The 18013-nt window shown below is 64.0% G+C and carries 15 protein-coding genes; 6 read left to right on the top strand and 9 right to left on the bottom strand.

What is annotated here, in order from left to right; translation table 11 throughout:
- From QOU61_RS31015 to QOU61_RS31005, 3 genes are all read right to left on the bottom strand, one after another.
- Entirely contained in the window at window positions 1-3156 is a 3156-nt protein-coding gene (locus tag QOU61_RS31015; RefSeq protein ID WP_289654998.1) for an efflux RND transporter permease subunit, read from the bottom strand.
- Between the two features lie 9 nt (window positions 3157-3165).
- Window positions 3166-4281, bottom strand: a complete 1116-nt coding sequence (locus tag QOU61_RS31010; RefSeq protein ID WP_289654997.1) for an efflux RND transporter periplasmic adaptor subunit — start codon at window positions 4279-4281, stop codon at window positions 3166-3168.
- 227 nt (window positions 4282-4508) lie between these two features.
- Window positions 4509-5408: a LysR family transcriptional regulator gene (locus QOU61_RS31005; protein WP_289654996.1), complete on the bottom strand. Its 900-nt coding sequence runs from the start codon at window positions 5406-5408 to the stop codon at window positions 4509-4511.
- 109 nt (window positions 5409-5517) lie between these two features.
- Between QOU61_RS31005 and QOU61_RS31000 the strand changes: the two genes are divergently transcribed.
- The 4 genes from QOU61_RS31000 to QOU61_RS30985 all read left to right on the top strand — a co-directional run bounded on the left by QOU61_RS31000 (window position 5518) and on the right by QOU61_RS30985 (window position 9441).
- Window positions 5518-6699 carry an ABC transporter substrate-binding protein gene (locus QOU61_RS31000; protein ID WP_289654995.1) on the top strand — a complete coding sequence of 394 codons (1182 nt, stop codon included), beginning with the start codon at window positions 5518-5520 and terminating at the stop codon, window positions 6697-6699.
- A gap of 76 nt (window positions 6700-6775) precedes the next feature.
- A complete protein-coding gene (locus QOU61_RS30995; RefSeq protein WP_289654994.1) occupies window positions 6776-7630 on the top strand; it encodes a VOC family protein in 855 nt (284 codons plus the stop codon).
- 16 nt (window positions 7631-7646) lie between these two features.
- Complete coding sequence (locus tag QOU61_RS30990) at window positions 7647-8504, top strand: VOC family protein (protein WP_289654993.1); 858 nt, start codon at window positions 7647-7649, stop codon at window positions 8502-8504.
- Window positions 8505-8640: 136 nt separating this feature from the next.
- Complete coding sequence (locus tag QOU61_RS30985; protein ID WP_502876841.1) at window positions 8641-9441, top strand: ABC transporter substrate-binding protein; 801 nt, start codon at window positions 8641-8643, stop codon at window positions 9439-9441.
- A 12-nt stretch (window positions 9442-9453) separates the two neighbouring features.
- Here the strand turns inward: QOU61_RS30985 and QOU61_RS30980 are convergent, their stop codons facing one another.
- From QOU61_RS30980 to QOU61_RS30960, 5 genes are all read right to left on the bottom strand, one after another.
- A complete protein-coding gene (locus QOU61_RS30980) occupies window positions 9454-10299 on the bottom strand; it encodes a hypothetical protein (protein ID WP_289654992.1) in 846 nt (281 codons plus the stop codon).
- A gap of 126 nt (window positions 10300-10425) precedes the next feature.
- A complete protein-coding gene (locus QOU61_RS30975) occupies window positions 10426-11220 on the bottom strand; it encodes a substrate-binding domain-containing protein (RefSeq protein WP_289654991.1) in 795 nt (264 codons plus the stop codon).
- Window positions 11221-11324: 104 nt separating this feature from the next.
- A complete protein-coding gene (locus tag QOU61_RS30970; RefSeq protein WP_289661890.1) occupies window positions 11325-12779 on the bottom strand; it encodes a GntP family permease in 1455 nt (484 codons plus the stop codon).
- A 12-nt stretch (window positions 12780-12791) separates the two neighbouring features.
- Window positions 12792-13835 carry a patatin-like phospholipase family protein gene (locus QOU61_RS30965; protein ID WP_289654990.1) on the bottom strand — a complete coding sequence of 348 codons (1044 nt, stop codon included), beginning with the start codon at window positions 13833-13835 and terminating at the stop codon, window positions 12792-12794.
- Between the two features lie 15 nt (window positions 13836-13850).
- Window positions 13851-14084 (bottom strand): LapA family protein, encoded by a 234-nt coding sequence (locus QOU61_RS30960; protein WP_289654989.1) that lies wholly within the window; start codon window positions 14082-14084, stop codon window positions 13851-13853.
- A 412-nt stretch (window positions 14085-14496) separates the two neighbouring features.
- Between QOU61_RS30960 and QOU61_RS30955 the strand changes: the two genes are divergently transcribed.
- Window positions 14497-15801 carry a metal-dependent hydrolase family protein gene (locus QOU61_RS30955; protein ID WP_289661888.1) on the top strand — a complete coding sequence of 435 codons (1305 nt, stop codon included), beginning with the start codon at window positions 14497-14499 and terminating at the stop codon, window positions 15799-15801.
- 133 nt (window positions 15802-15934) lie between these two features.
- On the opposite strand, the gene QOU61_RS30950 is transcribed toward QOU61_RS30955, so the two are convergent.
- On the bottom strand, window positions 15935-17158 hold the full coding sequence (locus QOU61_RS30950) for a polyhydroxyalkanoate depolymerase (protein WP_289654988.1): 1224 nt from the start codon (window positions 17156-17158) through the stop codon (window positions 15935-15937).
- 154 nt (window positions 17159-17312) lie between these two features.
- Here QOU61_RS30950 and QOU61_RS30945 point away from each other — a divergent pair, with 154 nt between their 5' ends.
- Window positions 17313-17966: a glutathione S-transferase family protein gene (locus tag QOU61_RS30945; RefSeq protein ID WP_289654987.1), complete on the top strand. Its 654-nt coding sequence runs from the start codon at window positions 17313-17315 to the stop codon at window positions 17964-17966.
- The last annotated feature ends 47 nt before the right edge of the window (window positions 17967-18013 follow it).

Here is an 18013-nt window from a genome sequence, read left to right as displayed (position 1 = left end):
TCAGGCCCGCGAGACCGGGTGCACGGTGGGAGCGCGGTTCTTGCGCGCCGCGCGCCAGTTCTCGAAGCGCTGCACCACGACGAAGAAGGCGGGCACGAACAGCACCGCCAGGCAGGTCGAGGCGAGCATGCCCGAGAACACCGTGATGCCGATCGACTTGCGGGCGCTGGCGCCGGCCCCGGTCGCCAGCACCAGCGGCACGACGCCGAGGATGAAGGCGAAGGAGGTCATCAGAATGGGGCGGAACCGCGCGCGCGCGGCCTCGATCGCGGATTCCAGGACCGGCCTGCCGTCGTGGACGTGGTGTTCGAGCGCGACCTCGACGATCAGGATGGCGTTCTTGGCCGACAGCGCGATCAGCAGGATCAGGCCGATCTGGACGTAGAGGTTGTTGTCGATCTTGAGTGCCTCCAGCACCAGCATCGGCCCGAGCAGCGACAGCGGCACCGCGAGGATCACCGAGATCGGCGCGTACCAGCTCTCGTACTGGCCGGCGAGCACGAGATAGACCAGCAGCATGGCAAGGCCGAAGACGTAGTAGATCTGATTGGATACCGCCTTCTCCTGGTAGGACATCGCGGTCCAGTCGTAGCCGGTGCCGGGCGGCAGCGTCTTGGCGGCGATCTCTTCCATCAGCTGCAGCGACTGGCCGGAGCTGTAGCCCTGCGCCGGCAGCCCGACGATGGTCGAGGAGGGATAGAGGTTGTAGAGGCTGATCAGCGCGGGGCCCACGGAGGGCGTGATCTTCGCCACCGTGCCGAGCGGGACCATGTTGCCCTGCTGGTTGCGCACCATCAGGTTGGCGATGTCCCGGGTGGTCAGGCGGAACTTCGAATCGGCCTGCGCATAGACCTGGAACACGCGGCCGAACTTGTTGAACTGGTTGACGTAGGAGGAGCCGAGATAGGAAGCGAGGGTGGAGAACACCTGGTCGGTGGTGACGTACAGCGTCTGGGTCTTGACGCGGTCGATCTCGATGTCGAATTGCGGCACCATGGCGCGGAACGGCGAGGAGACGCGCTGCAGCGCGCTCTGGCTCTGGGCGCTTTCGACGACCGCATTGGTGATCGCCTGCAGCTTGCCGAAGTCGCTGTTGCCGTCGCGCAGCTCGAGCTGCATGGCAAAGCCGGCGGCGTTGCCGATGCCCTGGATCGGCGGCGGCGGCAGGATCAGCGTGCGCGCCTCGAGGATCGAAGCAACCTTCTGGTTCAGCCCGATCACCAGCGAGCGCAGATCCTCGCCCGGCCCGCGCGCCTCCCAGTCCTTCAGCACGACGTAGGCGACGCCGGCGTTGGCGAGGCTGGCGCTGTTGTCGAGCGCCGAGATGCCGGCAATGGTGACGACCTGCGCGACGCCGGGCGCCTTGCCGACGATCTCGCTGACCTGGTCGAGCACGTTCTGGGTGCGGTCGAGCGCGGCGCCGTCGGGCAGTTGCACCGCCGCGATCAGGTAGCCCTGGTCCTCGATCGGCAGGAATCCGGTCGGCACCCGCGACAGCCCGTAGCCGCCGATCCCGATCAGGATCAGCGCCACGATCACGGAAACCGTGCTGTGCCCGGCGATGTGGCCGATCAGCCGCGTATAGCCGCGCTCCACCCGGTCATAGACGCTGTTGAAGCCGCGGTAGAACCAGTTGCGCTGTTCGGGCGGCACCGGGCGGCGCAGCCACAGCGCGCATTGCGTCGGCTTCAGCGTCGCTGCGTTGATGGCGGACAAGAGCGCAGTCGCCGCGATCACCAGTGCGAACTGCGCGTAGATGCGCCCCGTGAGGCCCGGCAGGAACGCCGCCGGCAGGAACACCGACACCAGCACCAGCGTGATGCCGACGATCGGCGCGAACAGCTGGTCCATCGCCTTGATCGCGGCGTCGTGGCCGGACATGCCCTGCTCGATGTTGTGCGCGGCGCCCTCGACCACGACGATGGCGTCGTCGACCACGATGCCGATCGCGAGCACGATCGCAAACAGCGTCGAGAGGTTGATGGTGAAGCCGAGCGCGGCCATCGCCGCAAAGGCGCCGATGATGGTCACCGGCACGGTGGTCGCCGGCACCAGCATGGCGCGCCAGTCCTGCAGGAAGACCAGGATCACCACCAGCACGAGCACGCCGGCCTCGATCAGCGTCTTGTAGACCTCGTGGATCGAGGCGTTGACGAATTTGGTGGTGTCGAACGGCGTGTCGTATTTGATGCCGGGCGGGAATGCCTTCGCAAGCTCGGCCATCTTCTTCTCGACCGCCTGCTCGACCTGAAGCGCGTTGGCGCCCGGCGACTGGAATACGCCGATGCCGGTGGCGGGCTGCTTGTTGAGCGAGAAGATCTGGCTGTAGGTCTGCGCGCCCAGCTCGACGCGGCCGACATCGCGCACCCGCGTGACGTCGCCATTGCTGCCGGTCTTGACGATGATGTTCTCGAACTGCGCGGGCTCGTCGAGCCGGCCGGCGACATTGAGCGTGTACTGGAAGGCCTGGCCCGGCGGCGTCGGCGGGCTGCCGACCTGGCCGGCGGTGACCTGCTGGCTCTGCTGCTGGATCGCCTGGATCACGTCCTGCGGCATCAGCGCGAGCACCTGCAGCTTGTCCGGATCGAGCCAGATCCGCATCGAATACTGGCCGGCGCCGAACACGGTGACGTTGCCGACGCCGGGCAGCCGCGACAGCTCGTCGCGCAGATTGATGGTCGCGTAGTTGCTCAGATAGAGGCTGTCATAGGTCGCGTCCGGCGAGGTCAGCGTCACGAACAGCAGGATCGACGTCGACTTCTTCTGCACCGTCACGCCCTGGTTCTGCACCGCCTGCGGCAGCTGCGCCAGCGCGCTGGAAACGCGGTTCTGCACCAGCACCTGCGCGAAGTTGAGGTCGGTGCCGATCTTGAATGTCACGGTGAGCGAATAGGTGCCGTCGGCGCCGCTGTAGGACTGCATGTACAGCATGTCCTCGACGCCGTTGACCTGCTGCTCGATCGGCAGCGCCACGGTGTCGATCACGGTCTTGGCGCTGGCGCCGGGATAGCGGGTGGTGACCTGCACGGTCGGGGGCACCACGTCCGGATATTGCGCGACCGCGAGGTTGAACAGCGCCACCGCGCCGATCAGGATCATCAGGAGCGCGATGACGTTGGAAAGGACCGGCCGCTCGATGAAGAATTTCGATATCATGCCCGGTCCCTATTTGGCGGGTTGCGGCGGCTGTTCGATGGTCTTGAGCTGCGGATCGACTTTCTGTCCGGGAATGGCGCGCAACAGGCCGGCAATCACCACGCGATCGTCTGCCTTCAGTCCGCTCTCGATCACGCGCAGCTCGCCTTCGAGCTGGCCAGTTTCGACCTTGCGCTGTGTAACGACATTGTCGCCGTTCACCACCAGCACGTAGCGGCCGCTCTGGTCGGCCCCGAGCGCGGTATCGGGCACGAGCAGCGCATTCTGCTGCTTCTCGAAAGGAACACGGACGCGCACGAAATAGCCGGGCAGCAGCACGCGATCGGGATTGGGGAGGATGCCGCGCACCGCGAGCGTTCCGGTCGACTGGTTGACGGTCGGCGCGGCATAATCGAGCTTGCCCTGGTGCGGATAGCCGGTCTCGGTCTGCAAGCCGACTTCGAGCGGCAGCGTCTTGAGCTCGGCAGTGGTGAGGCCGCGGCGCCGCGCCTCCTCGCGCACCCGCAGCACATCGCGCTCATTGACGGTGAAGTTCACATAGATCGGGTCGAGCGTCACGATGGTCGCAAGCTGCGTCGGCGAGGCGACGCCGACCAGCTCGCCGATCGAAACGAGATGCGCGCTGACGATGCCGTCGAAGGGGGCCGCGACCTTGGTATAGCCGTAGTTGACCTCGGCGATCCGGGTATTGGCCTGGGCCTGCTGCAGATTGGCCTGCGCGTTGTCGCGGTTCGAGGTCGACGTATCGAGCGTCGCCTGCGACACCGCCTGGCGCGCCACCAGATCGGATTGCCGCTTGAAGTCGAACTCGGCCTGCTTCAGCGATGCCTGGGCGCCGGCTTCCGCAGCCTGGGCCTGATCGAGCTTCAGCTTGTAGGTCTCGGGCTCGATCGTGAACAGGGTCGTGCCTTCCTTGACGAAGGAGCCGTCCTGGTAATCGATCGACTGCAGGAAGCCCTGTACCCGCGCCACCAGATCGACGCTCCTGATCGGCGCGGTGTTGCCGGTGGCGTCGAGGTAGCGCGTTACTGCACGCTGGAGCGGTGTTGCGACGTCGACCTTCGGCGGCGGCGGCGGCACGAAGCTGTTTTGCTCGCACGCTCCAAGCAGGGTGGTCGCGAGCATGACGATGCTCGTCCGGCCGATCGGCCAGGCACGCCTGGCGGCGTGCTGCGTGCGACAGGGTAGACGCGCAGGCTTCATCGCTGTGCCCCCTCTTTGCGAGCGCTGGCTGCTCTCCGGTTGAATAGCATAATCGGCCCGAGCTGGAACGGAAAACTGGCAGCTCGTCCGCGGCGTGTGGCGATGATGGCGTTCGGAACGGCTCGAACGCGCGCCTTGCCTTTTATTTGCTATTTGCCGTTGATGAGCACGGCACGGACTTGATCGATTTCGGCACCAATGAAGTCAAAAAAGCTCCGGATGCGCGGCATCTGACGGAGCTCCGGATGGGTAAGCAGGTAGATCGGCGAATAGAGTCCGGGCAGGGGTCCGAGCATGCACTCAAGATCCTCCTCTTTGGCCGCCAAAGGCATCGGCAATGGCGCAAGCCCTGCGCCGGATTTTACGCTCATCAGCAGACCCGGCACGGTGTTGCTGCGGGCCACGACCCTGGCGGAAGGAGCGATCGATCGCAGCCATTTGGCCGCGTGATGATCCTTGATGTCGCCGTCGAACTCGATCAGCGCATGATGCGCGACGTCCTCCACACGCTCAATGCGGCCGTGGCGTTCGAGATAGGCGCGGCTGCCGTACAGCGCCCAGGGCACGTCGGCGATCTTGCGGCCCACGAGCGCTACTTCGTTCGTGACGCCCGCGCGTATCGCGATGTCGGCCTCGCCTTTGGCGAGGTCGAGAAAATGGTCGCTCATCACAAGTTCGACGCGCAGGCCCGGGTAGCGACTATGAAATTGCTCGATCAGTGTTGACCGGATCAGCCGATAGCCGATCGATTCCGGGCAGGTCACCCGGATCGAACCGGCGGGGGTATCATTGGCGGCGATCAGATGGCGTTCGAACGATGCAACGGCCTGTTCGACCTGCTCGGCCAAGGGTCGCAATTCAACGCCAAATTCGGTGAGGCGATAGCCGGTCGCATGCCGGATCATCACGGGGCGTCCGATGCGCCGTTCCAGCTCCACCAGCCTGCGATGCACGGTCGACTGGCTGACGTGGAGAGACTTCGCAGCTGCGAGGGTGCTGCCGTGGCGGGCGACCGCGAGAAAATGCCGAAGATCGTTCCAGTCAAACATGAGCTATTCACTCTTGACTTTGCGCGACGCAATCTTGCGGCTGCCGCGAACGCGAAAATAGGGCTAAGCTCGGTGTTTTAATAGTCGATACTGTTGGAGGCAGAACGTCATGCCCCGGAAATCCTTCAATTTATTTGCGATTTTTGCCATCGCCGGATTGGGTGCGTTCTATTGCGGGCAAGCTGCGGCGCAAGAAAGCATCAGGATTGGTCTGGTCATGCCGCTCACCGGCGTGCTGGGGCCAGTTGGCAAACAGGCCGTTGCCGGGGCCAGGCTCTATATGGCCCAGCATGGCGATACCGTCGCGGGGCGGAAGGTCGAGCTTATCGTCAGAGACGACGCCAGCGTCCCGGACAACGCCAAGCGCATCGCGCAGGAGATGATCGTCACCGACAAGGTCGCGGTTCTCGGGGCAGGCCTCACCCCAAGCGTGCTGGCGATGGCGCCGCTGGTGACCGAAAGCAAGACCGCAACGGTGGTCATGGTATCGGGCACGTCGATCGTCACCGAGCGATCGCCGTATTTCGTGCGCACCAGTTGGACCCACGCGCAACAGGCGAGCGTGCTGGCCAACTGGGCGGCGCAAAACGGCGCGAAGCGGGTGACGATCATTTCTTCCGACTGGGCGCCGGGGCACGAAGCGTCAGGCGTGTTCGCCAATACATTCACGAAAGCCGGCGGCACCATTGTCGAGACGCTCAAGGTGCCGCTGGCCAATCCTGATTTCGCGCCGTTCCTGCAACGCGCGCGCGACGGCAACCCTGATACGCTCTTTGTCTTCGTTCCTGCGAGCCAGGCGGCGATCCTGGCGAAGCAGTTCGTGGAGCGGGGGCTGGACAAATCCGGCATCAGGCTGATCGGCCCCGGCGATATCGCTGACGACGAGGATCTGCCCGGCATGAGCGATGCGATGGCGGGCACGGTGACGGCCGGCTTCTACTCCGCCTATCATCCATCGCAGATGAACCGCGACTATGTTGCCGCATTCAAGAAGGCGAATTCAGGCGTCCGGCCCAATTTCATCAGCGTCAGCGCCTATGACGGCATGCATCTGATCTACAACGCGCTCGGAAAGACGCAGGGCAGAACGGACGGCACCGCGCTGGTGGAGGCGATGAAGGGCATGGCATGGGAGAGCCCGCGAGGGCCGATGTCGATCGATGCGAGGACCCGTGACGTCGTGCACGACATCTACATACGCCGCGTCGAGAAGGTCGACGGAGCCCTTTACAGCGTCGAGTTTGCGACCTTCGAGGCGGTCAGCGACCCGACCAAGCTTGCCAACAACTGACCGGTGATTTCTCTGCGTGGAGGCTCGGGATGGTGAGGCTCCGCGCAGAGAATGCCGCGAATTCGGATGCATGGTTATGATCCCGATCGATCAGCTTCGCTATGTGCGCCTTGGAACGCGAGACATGGAGGCATCGATCGATTTCGCGGCGCGGATACTCGGCCTGCAACAGGTCGATCGGTCCGACCAAGCCGTCTATTTCAGGTCGGATTTTCGCGATCACACGCTGGCGTTTTTTCCTGGTGACCCCTCTGAACGCTGCGTCGGGCTGGAAATTCACGGCGAGGCGCAATGGGAATCCGCGCTTGCCGAGCTGGCGCGGCGCGAGATCGACGTTACGATCGGAGCGAGCGAAGAATGCGCCGCGCGCAAGGTGCGCGCTTTCGCCGGTTTCCGCGATCCCGGCGGAAATGCCATCGAGCTCGTCCTCCGACCGCTGCATTCGGGTTGGCGCTATTTTCCGGCGCGCGATGCCGGCATCGTCGGGTTGTCGGGCGTGGCGCTCGGCGCGAGCGACGTCCCTTCATGCGAGACGTTCTGGACCACCCTGTTCAACGGGCGCGTCAGCGACTGGGTAGGGGACGCGGCCTTCCTGCGGTTCGACAACGCCCATCACCGGCTCGCCTATTACCCTTCGAATGCGCGGGGCATCCTCGCCGTCGAATTCGCCGTCGAGAATGTCGACCTGTTGATGCAGAACAGCTATTTTTTGCAATCGTCGCAGGTGCGGATCGTTCATGGTCCGGGCCGCCGGCCGACCTCGAACCAAATCTTCGTCACCTTCGCGGGGCCCGAGGAGACACTGTTTTCCTTCGTGACCGAAGGCGACGAGATTGCCGACGAGAAAGCCCACCGGCCCCGCCAGTTTCCGCGCCGGCAGTCGTCGTTCTGCGCGTGGGGCAGCGAAAGCGAAGTTCCTGAATTCCGCTGAAGAGGGAAGCCGCAGCATGATCCGCCTTTTGGATGTAAGTTATGTCAGGCTCGGCACGCGCGACCTCGACGCTGCGACGACGTTTGCAACCGATTTTCTCGGTCTCGAGATATCTACCCATGGCCGGGGTTTTGCGCACTTCAAGTCCGACGCGCGCGAGCACACGCTGTGCTATGTCGACGGCGATCCCGCCGATCAGTCCGTCGGTTTCGAGATCGGCGACGCCGGCGATCTCGATGCCGCGGCCGCCGAGCTCGACCGGCTCGGGCATGCGGTGCGGCTGGGAACGGCGGGTGAGGCCGATGCGCGCCATGTCAGGCGCTTCATCGCATTCAAAGACCCGAGCGGAAACGCCATCGAACTGGTGTGGCGGCCGGCGCATTCGGGCAGGCGCTATCACGGCAGCCGCGACGCCGGAATAACCGGCTTCAGTCACGTCGGTCTTTGCTCCTCCGATGTCGTCCGTGACGAAAGGTTCTGGACCACGGTTTGCAATGCGCGCGTTTCCGATCGTATCGGCGACGCGCCGCTGTTGCGAATCGACGAGGTGCACCATGCCATCGCCCTGTTCCCGTCGGACAGGCCGGGCATTCAGCACGTCAACCACCAGGTCGAAACGGGCGACGACGTGATGCGCTCGTACCGCTTCCTGGCGGAGCGGGGCGTGCCAATGGTTTTCGGACCGGGTCGACATCCGTCCTCATCCGCCCGCTTTCTCTATTTCGAAGGCCCCGACGGGATGGTCTTCGAATACTCGTCCGGCGTGAAATCGATCGCCGATGAATTGCTGTATCGCGAACGGCAGTTTCCCTTCGAACCGAAGGGTTTTTGTCATTGGGGCGCCAAGCCGCGAATCCGGCAGTTTCAGCAATGACCGGAGCGGCAAAATAGTCGCCGCGCCGTCCGATTTTGGTTTCCACGCCACGCTCGATCGCGCAATATGCGGATGAGAGTTCGCAATGGGAGCGCGAAGCGAACCCGATGGGGAAGGAAATCAAGAGGAATTCCAGATGTTCGATGTCTCCGTGCCGCGGCTCGCCGGCCTTGTCCTGGCGGCCGCGATCATGACGGCTGTGCCTGCGTCTGCCGACAGCCTGAAGGAGGAGATCGCGCCGACCGGCAAGCTGCGCGTCGCGATTGCGATCAGCCCGGCCGGCGGCGCATTCTGGTCCACCAAAACGGACAGCGGCGGCTATGCCGGGGTGCCCGTCGAGCTCGGCAAGGAGATGGCGGCCCAGCTCGGCGTGCCCGTGGAGTATGTGGTACACCAGAATTCCGGACAGATCACCGATGCCGCCGGCAAGGGAAGCTGGGATGTCACTTTCCTGCCGAAGGATCCAGAGCGCGAGACCAAGATGTCGTTCGGGCCGATCTATGAGGTGGCGGACGCCACCTACATCATCAAGGCAGGCTCGCCGATCACGAATTTCGCAGCGCTCGATCAGGCGGGCGTCAAGGTTGCCGCGGTCAACAACACCACGACCATGCGCGGCGCGCAGGCGCATCTGAAAAACGCTGTTGTCACGGGCTACCAGACCTATGACGAGATCTTCAGCCTCCTGAAGAACGGCGAGATCGACGCGTTCGCGCTGTCGCGCGACCAGCTCAATGCGATGGCGAAGAAAATTCCGGGCACCAGGGTGCTGGACGAGACCTTCAAGAAGACGGTCACGGCCGTTGCCGTGCCGCTCAACCATCCGCAATCGCTCGCCTTCGTCACGAAATTCATGACGGATGCGCGGACGAACGGCGTGTTGCGCAAGGCCTACGACAATAACGGGTTGAAGGACTCGCCCATCCGCACCGAGTAGGACGACTTCGTCTCACGCGGGCCCGCTCAGATGCCGGTATGCGTGAGACAGGAAGCCGACCCAGATCGGCCATGTGAGCAGCCAGCAGCACAGCGCGATTGCGCTCGCTGCCGCCCATTGCGCGAGGTAAGCGCCAGCGCCGAAGGGAACGGCGGTCAGCCCGACGAAAATGAGGTCAATCAGCAGGAAGGGCGGTACGGTGCAGAGAACGATGCCGCCAAGCAGGCGCCAGGTATTGCCACGGCTGCGCTGCCATGCATCCTTCAGCGAGAGCGTCGCGTTGCCGGTGGCGCGCGCTGGAAGCAGCACGCTGAGGCGCATCATCAGCACGACGCCGGCAAGATAGGCCAGTGCGATGATCGCGAATTCGGCAGGCGGCGCCTTGCCGACCGAGGGCAACAGCCCCAACAGCGCCATCGGCACCAGCACGATCGCAGGCGGAAGTGCGGCGATCAGGCAGATCAGGAGCCCCGCGCCGACATAGCGCCAAAGGCTGCGCGTGCCGATATTGCCGCCGAAGCGCGGCGCTTCGTTCAACAGCAGAAGCCGGTGCCAGGCCACGGCACTGCTGACGGCTGCAAAGGCGAGCAGGAGATTTCTGGCATAGCCCAACATCAGCAGATGGGCCGGTTGCGCGACGTCGATCGCGGTTTGCGGGTTTGCGAGCAACTGCGCGATCAGGGCGGCCTGCAGCCAGCCGCCAATGGCCGCAACTCCGGCGACCAGCGGCAGCCACAGCGCGGCGATCTTCAGCCCCTCGCCGAAATGCGCGAAGTAGGTCGCGTAGGCAAGGCGGACCGTCGGCCAGAGCGGCAGTTTCGCAACCGGTGCGTCGGCTGCCTCGACAATGATGCTCATCCTGCTCTCTCGTTGCTAGTGGTCGGTGTAGAATGATGCGGACTTCTGAACCCCGGCACTAGTGGAGTTCTGGATTTGACATTCGTTTTGCCGGCCCGTGGTTGGGATGTGTAGCGAACCACTCCACTAGTTGGTCGCGCCTGCGGCGATCGGCTCCATGCCGCTCTTGACGGTCTGATCGCGCGCCGCCGGCGACGCCAGGAACTTGATCAGTGCCCGTCCGGCCTCCGGCTCCCTCGACACCGTCGCGATGCCTGCGGAGAATACCGTGATCTTCTGCAACTCGGCGGGCAGCGGACCGACGATATCGATGCCGGCGACCGGCTTGAGCTCGCTGATCTGCTGGAAACCGATCTCGGCCTCGCCCTTGGCGACGATCTCGCCCACGGGCGTGGCAGGGATCATCCGCGCCTTGCCCTTCATCTCCTCGGCGATGCCGAGCTTCTGGAACATCTCGGTCGAGACATAGACGCCGCTGGCGCTGTCCGAATAGGCGACCGATTTTGTCGCAAGCAGCGCGCGCTTGAGCGCGTCCGGTGTCGAGATGTCGGGTCTGGCTGCGCCGGACTTGACCGCAATGCCGATCGGAGATTTCACGAGGTCGACCCGGCTGTCGGGGACCACCTTGCCGTTCTTGGCGAGGTCGGCGAGCGCATAACCGACCATGATCAGCACGTCGGCCGGCTCACCGCGCTCGAGCCGGACGGGTATGGCGTTCGCGGTCGTGCCCATCGAGGGGCCGTAGGCGATGAGCACCTTGTTGCCGGTTGCGCGCTCGAATTCCGGCGCCAGCGCGTTGAAGGCGGCCGTGAGCCCGCCGGAGATCATCACCCGGACCTCTGCGGCGCCGGCCGCGCCGCTCAGGAGCAGTGTGGTGGCAAACGCGAGCAGCGCAGTGCGGAAACGGGCTGCTTGTTTCATGTTGAAGGTCCTCCCGCTGAAGGCTCGTTGATCGGCCGCCCTTGATGAGCGGTCGGATCGTATCGCGCGAAAGGGCTTTGGCCTAGTGCGGTGGTCAAGTCAATTCAGAACGAGCCCGCCACTGAGCCGATCGCGATCACGGCCACGAGCGCGATGACAGCGCCCACGATACCGACCATGACGATGTCGCGGTAGCTTTGCCGATGCGTCGAGCCGCAGACGGAAAGCAGCGTCACGACCGCGCCGTTATGCGGCAAGCTATCGAGCGTGCCGGATCCGATCACCGCGACGCGATGCAGCAGGGCCGGATCGAGCCCGATTTCCGCCGCGCGCATCATGTAGGTCGCTCCAAGCGCGTCCAGCGCGATCGTCAGCCCGCCCGATGCCGAGCCGGTCAGAGCGGCAAGCACATTGGTCGCGAGCGCCAGCGACACCAGCGGGCCGCCGCCGATACCAAGGACGGCATCGCGCACGACCGCGAACGCCGGCATCGCGGCCACGACCGCGCCGAATCCGACCAGGCTCGCTACGCTGACCGCCGGCAGCACCGCTGCATTGGCGCCGGCGTCCATGGTGGCGCGCAGGGAGGGTAGCCGCCTGCGATGGACCACAAGCACCGTGATGGTGGCGCAAGCAAGCGCGGTGATCACCGCCCAGACGCCGCCGACGTCGCCCAAGGAGACGTTACCGAAACGGGGATCAGCCAGATAGCCGGTGTCGAGCGCCGGCAGGACAAACAGCGCCATCGCAAGATTGACGGCGATCACCACGACGAGAGGCAGCGCAGCGAGGCCGATCGTCGGAGGCATGTCGGTTCTCTCGCCGTGCACGATTTCCGCCGGATCGAATTCGCGAGCGACGGTGGCTCGCTCCCTCAGCGTTTCATCCATCGCCAGACGTTCGCCCGGCGTTGGAGCCCCGTCGCCGAAGCTTTCGCCTTTCCTCCTTGCGATTGCTTCCTCGCGACCAAGCCACCACAGGCCGAAGCCCAGCATGATCAACGATGCCAGAATGCCGAGCCCTGGTGCTGCGAACGGCGTGGTGCCAAAGAACGGCATCGGAATCGCGTTCTGGATCGACGGCGTGCCGGGCAGCGCCGACATGGTGAAAGTCGAGGTGCCGAGCACGATTGCCGCAGGCATCAGTCGGCGCGGAATGTTTGCCGCGCGAAACAGCTGCTGCGCCATTGGCGCCAGCACGAAAAACGCGACGAACAGGCTCACTCCGCCATAGGTAACGAGCGCGCCGGCGAGCACGACGGCCAGCATCGCACGCTGTGGACCCAGCCGCTCGATCATGAAGTTCGCGATGGCGGTCACCGAACCGCTGTCCTCCATGAGCTTGCCGAACAGGGCGCCGAGCAGGAACAACGGGAAGAATCGCTCGAGAAACCCGGCGGCGCTGCCCATGAAGGTTTGCGTCCAGTGCGCCAGGAGGGGTTCGCGGGAGAACAAGGCTGCAACAAGTGCCGCAAGCGGCGAAAGCAGCAGGACGCTCCAGCCGCGAAACGCGAACGCGATCAAAACGCCAAGCCCGACAATCATGCCGGCAAGTCCGATCGCCGTCATGGCTCAGCACTCCGCCAGCAGCACGTCCAGCTCGGCGGTGGAACGCCGCCCCAGATCGTCGCCATGGGCCTTGAGGAATTCGTCTGCGCTGCGGCGGCCTTCCTCCTTGAGCAACGAGATGAACTTCCATTCGGCGTTCAGCTTCGACGACGCGCCAAACTCCGCGAGCTGATCGCTCTTGATGCGGTGCGTGCGCATTCTTGCCCAACGTGCACCTTCGCCGCTGCCGGGATCGGCGACCTGCTGCAGCAGCGCGATCATCCGCAGCTCCTTCATGAGCGGCGAATTGAAGGAAATTTCGTTAAGACGGTTCAAGATCTCGGCCGCCGAACGCGGTTGGTCGGTGCGTTCACGCGGATTGATCTGCACCAGGATGGTGTCCTGTCCGTCGGTCTCCCGGACCAGCGGCGTTATGGTCGGATTGCCGGCAAAGCCGCCATCCCAGTACAGCTCGCCATCGATCTCGACCGCCTGGAACATCGTCGGCAGACAGGCGGAAGCGAGCAAGGCGTCCGGTGTGATCTCCGCATTGCGGAAGATGCGGCCGCGACCGGTCCGCACGCTCGTTGCGGTAACGAACAGCTTTATGGAGGCTTGCTTGAGACGATCGAAGTCGATGCTTTCGGCGAGGATGGCGCGCAGCGGGTTCAGGCCGAGCGGATTTAGATCGTAGGGAGAGAGCATCCGCGACATCAGATCGAACGCGACGTAGGCCGGTGAAGTGTCGAGGGTCCAGCGGCCGAGCAGGTGATCGAGCGGCGAGCGTTGCAATGGGCTGAACGCGGCTGCGCGCGAGACGCGCTCCCAATAGGCATCGAGAGCCGCCCTTGCGCCTGTGGCGCCGCCATTTGTCCATCCGCTCGCCAGCACGGCGGCGTTCATCGCGCCGGCGGAGGTGCCGGAGATGCCCTCGATTTGCAGCCACGACTCTTCAAGGAGGCGATCGAGCACGCCCCATGTGAACGCGCCGTGCGAACCGCCGCCCTGCAGCGCCAGGTCTATCAAGACAGGCGTCCGCGCCGCCTCATCTAGCTGTTGTTGCTCCACCGGCCCTCCAGATTCTCAGGCCGGACCCATGACGCTGCGCCTCGATCCCTCGTAGGACCGGCGGAGCAACGCCAGCAAGCTGCTGCCTGTCGCTGCGCCCAGCACGTAGACGACAATCGTCAGCAGTGCGAGCGGCGCGCGAATATTGAAGCCGAGGAACGACATGGTGATGACTTCCAGGTTCTGCAGGGCGAAGATCAACGTTGCGACGGCGAACAGGATGATCAGGGCCAAATAGATCCAGCGCATGGGTCCTCCTTCCTCCCCGAAGGGCGGAATATCGACTAGCCAATTTTCGACGCGACGGCACAGTCGCAATGCGATCAGGTGTGGAGATGCGGCCGTGGCGAAACCGGACCGCGATGCGGGCCCGTGCCGGTGCGAAGATCTTGCATTCTATCTGAAGAACTTGTCATGACGGTCCTCCGATGCGAAAACCTATCCGACGCTGGTCTGTAAGGACGCACGTTAAGATAGCGGAGGTGCGATAGCTGCCACAATAGCGATTCTTGCCGTTATTGATTGTTTCGCTTGCCTAGCCCGTGGCAGATGACGACCAGACCGCCAAGCGTACGTATCGGTGGTGGAGGCCAAAATGGCCGGTTTGAAATCAGGCGCAATCGCTCGAATTTTAGTGTTTTTCGTGTTGGCAGGCGCCGGCATGCCGGGTCCTTCGTCGGCGCAAGCTCAACGGGATTCCCCGGTCCTCTTTCTCAACGTTCGTATCTTTGACGGGAAAAACGCTGGTGTTTCGGGACCGGCGAATGTCCTGATCAGAAGCGGCAAGATAGAAAAAGTCTCGACCGCGGACATTGCGGCCGATGATGCGCAGAGGATTAATGGCGGCGGACGGGTCTTGATGCCGGGCCTGATCGACGCGCATTGGCACGCGATGCTGGTGCGACCAACTCCCGCGTCCTCACTCGCGAACGACGTCGGGTACAATAATCTTCTCGCGGCCGCGGAAGCGACCGACACGCTGATGCGCGGATTTACCACCATTCGCGACATGGGTGGGCCGACGTTCGGACTGAAGCGCGCCATTGACGAGAACCTCGTCGTCGGCCCGCGCATCTATCCGTCCGGAGCCGTGATCACGATCACCGGCGGCCATGGCGACTTCCGGCAGCTCTCCGATCTGCCAAGGACCATCGGCGGCATGCTCAGTCGCATGGAAAGAATCGGGGGCAGCATGGTCGCGGACAGTCCGGACGAGGTTCGTGTCCGGGCGCGCGAGCAACTCATGCAGGGCGCAACACAGATAAAACTCACCGCGGGTGGCGGTGTCGCCTCGCCATTCAGCCCGCTCGACGTATCCACATTTACCGAGCCGGAGCTCCATGCGGCCGTGGAGGCTGCCGAGAACTGGGGCACCTACGTTGCCGTGCACGCCTATACGTCGGCAGCGATCCAGCGGTCGATTGCGGCGGGAGTGAAGTGCATAGAGCACGGGCATCTGATGGATGAGGCCACGGCTCGCCTGATGGCGGAAAAAGGGATCTGGTTGAGCACCCAGCCTTTTATCGATCCGTCCGGTGCAAATGCGCTTGGTCCTGCGGAGCAGGAAAAGATGCGGCAGGTGGTCGCCGGCACGGATCGGGTCTATGCGCTCGCAAAAAAGTACGGGATCAAGACGGCCTTTGGCACCGACATCCTGTTCTCGAAGGCGCTGGCGGACGGGCAGGGCGCGATGCTGGCCAACCTCACCCGGTGGTATACGCCGGCCGAAGCGCTGACCATGGCAACATCGACCAATGCCGAATTGCTCAGCCTGTCCGGGCTCCGAAATCCATATCCGGGAAAGCTGGGCGTGGTGGAGGAGGGCGCTCTCGCCGACCTCCTGCTGGTTGACGGCAATCCGGTCGACAACATCAGACTCATCGAAGATCCCGCAAAGAACTTCCTGGTCATCATGAAGGGTGGAAAGGTCTACAAGAACCTTCTTGCCGATGGAAAAAAGGGATAGCGACCGACCTGTCGCGGAATGCATCGGTTCCATGTACCGCGCTCTGACGTTCGCAAGAGCGCGGCGCGCAAAATGATGCGGACCTCGCGTTCGGGACACAGCAAGCAGCGCGAGTGCCGCGTGAGCGCTGACGTCACGCGTTGAGGTGCACGAAATCCCGCAGCAGCGGATAGATCTCGTTATTCCAGCGCTTGCCGCTGAACACTCCGTAGTGGCCGACGCCGGCCTGCATGTGGTGCACCTTGCGATAGGCGCGCACGCCGGTGCAGAGATCCTGTGCGGCGAGCGTCTGGCCGATCGAGCAGATATCATCCTTCTCGCCCTCGACCGTCATCAGGCCCATACGCCGGATCGCGGCGGGGTTCACCGTCCTGCCGCGATAGGTGAGCTTGCCCTGCGGCAACAGATGCTCCTGAAACACGTCGCGCACGGTCTCGAGATAGAATTCCGCCGGCAGGTCCATCACCGCGAAATATTCGTCGTAGAAGGTCTTGATGGTCTGGGCCTTGTCCTTTTCGCCTCTCACGAGGTGGTCGGCGAGATCGAGATGCTGCTTGATGTGGCGCTCGATGTTCATCGACATGAAGGCGGCAAGCTGCACGAAGCCCGGATAGACCTGCCGGAACGCTCCCTTGCACTGCAGCGGCACGTAGTTGATCAAATTGTCCGCGAACCATTGCAGCCGCTTGCTCTTGGCGAAGACGTTCACCTTCGTCGGCTGAACGCGCGTATCGATCGGTCCGGCCATCAGCGTCAGGCTTGCCGGGCGCGAAGGGTGCTCGTCCTCGCACATGATCGCCGCCGCCGCGAGCGCCGAGACCGACGGCTGGCAGATCGCGACCATGTGCGGGCGCGGTCCGAGATGGCCGAGGAAGGTGATGAGATGCTCGGTGTAGTCGTCGAGCCCAAAGGGGCCATGTCCTATGGGTATGTCGCGCGGGTTGTGCCAGTCGGTGATGTAGACGTCGTGGTCCTGCAGCAGCGTCTGCACCGTGCCGCGCAGCAGCGTGGCGAAATGGCCCGACATCGGCGCGACCAGCAACAGCTTCGGATGATCCCGGGCATCTTCCTTGGCAAAGCGCAGCAGCGAACCGAACGGCGTCGCATGGACGACCTCTTCGGTGACCGTGACTTCGCGGTTGCCGACCATCACGCGGTCGATGCCGTAGGGCGGGCGGCTGTAGGTCAGCGAGGAGCGGGCGATCAGTTCCAGCGCCGCGGAAAGGCGGCTGAACAGCCGGTCGGAGGCGCCCTGGGGCGCCAGGCTGAGGACGTTCAATGCCGATACGGCGCTGCGACGCCACGGCTCCGTCAGGTCCATATGGTTCTGAAACGCCTGATACAACATCGACTTCATCGGCCATGCCCCCGCCATCCCAAGTCATGCAATATCGACGCCAAGGGGCTCTTCGGGAATGGCACGTCACTTGCTGCGGCGGAGGATTACGGGGACAGGTGCTGCCGGGCGACGGCGTGCGCGCGCCCCGCGTCCAGATGCGAGGAGCGGTTCCATGGCGAAGGCGACCCTGACGATCAGCAGCAAGAACTATTCGTCCTGGTCGCTGCGCGGCTGGCTATTGACGAAGTTTTCCGGGCTGGAGTTCGACGAGATCGCTGTCGCGCCCGACGATCCGGCCGCGCGCGCCGAGATCCTGCTGCTGTCGTCCTCGATCCTGGTGCCGTGCCTGCGCCATGACGGCGCGACCATCTGGGACACGCTGTCGATCGCGGAATATCTCGGCGAGATCATGCCGGACGCCGGGCTTTTGCCTGCCGACCGCGTGCAGCGCGCGCATTGCCGCTCGATCTCGGGGGAAATCCATTCCGGCTTCACCACGCTGCGCGCCTCGCTGCCGGTCAACCTCAAGGCACATTTTCCGAACTTCAAGATCTGGTCGCGCGCGCAGGCCGACATCGACCGCGTCTGCGCCATCTGGCGCGAATGCCTCGCCATGTCCGGCGGCCCGTTTCTGTTCGGCAGCCGCACCGTGGCGGACGCGATGTATGCGCCCGTCGTCACGCGCTTTGCGACCTACGACGTGAAGCTCGAGCCGCTGCTTGCGCGCTATGCGGCGACGATCATGGCGATGCCCGAGATGCAGGAATGGATCGCGGCCGCCAGGGACGAGCCTGCCGCGATCGAGGAGCTCGAGGTCGAATATTAGGCAGCGCCGCGATCATGCTGCCCGTTTGCGTGGCGCGCGCATCGAGC

This window comes from Bradyrhizobium sp. NP1, assembly GCF_030378205.1.
Taxonomy (GTDB): Bacteria; Pseudomonadota; Alphaproteobacteria; order Rhizobiales; family Xanthobacteraceae; genus Bradyrhizobium.
This window is presented reverse-complemented; position numbering and strand designations above follow the sequence as displayed.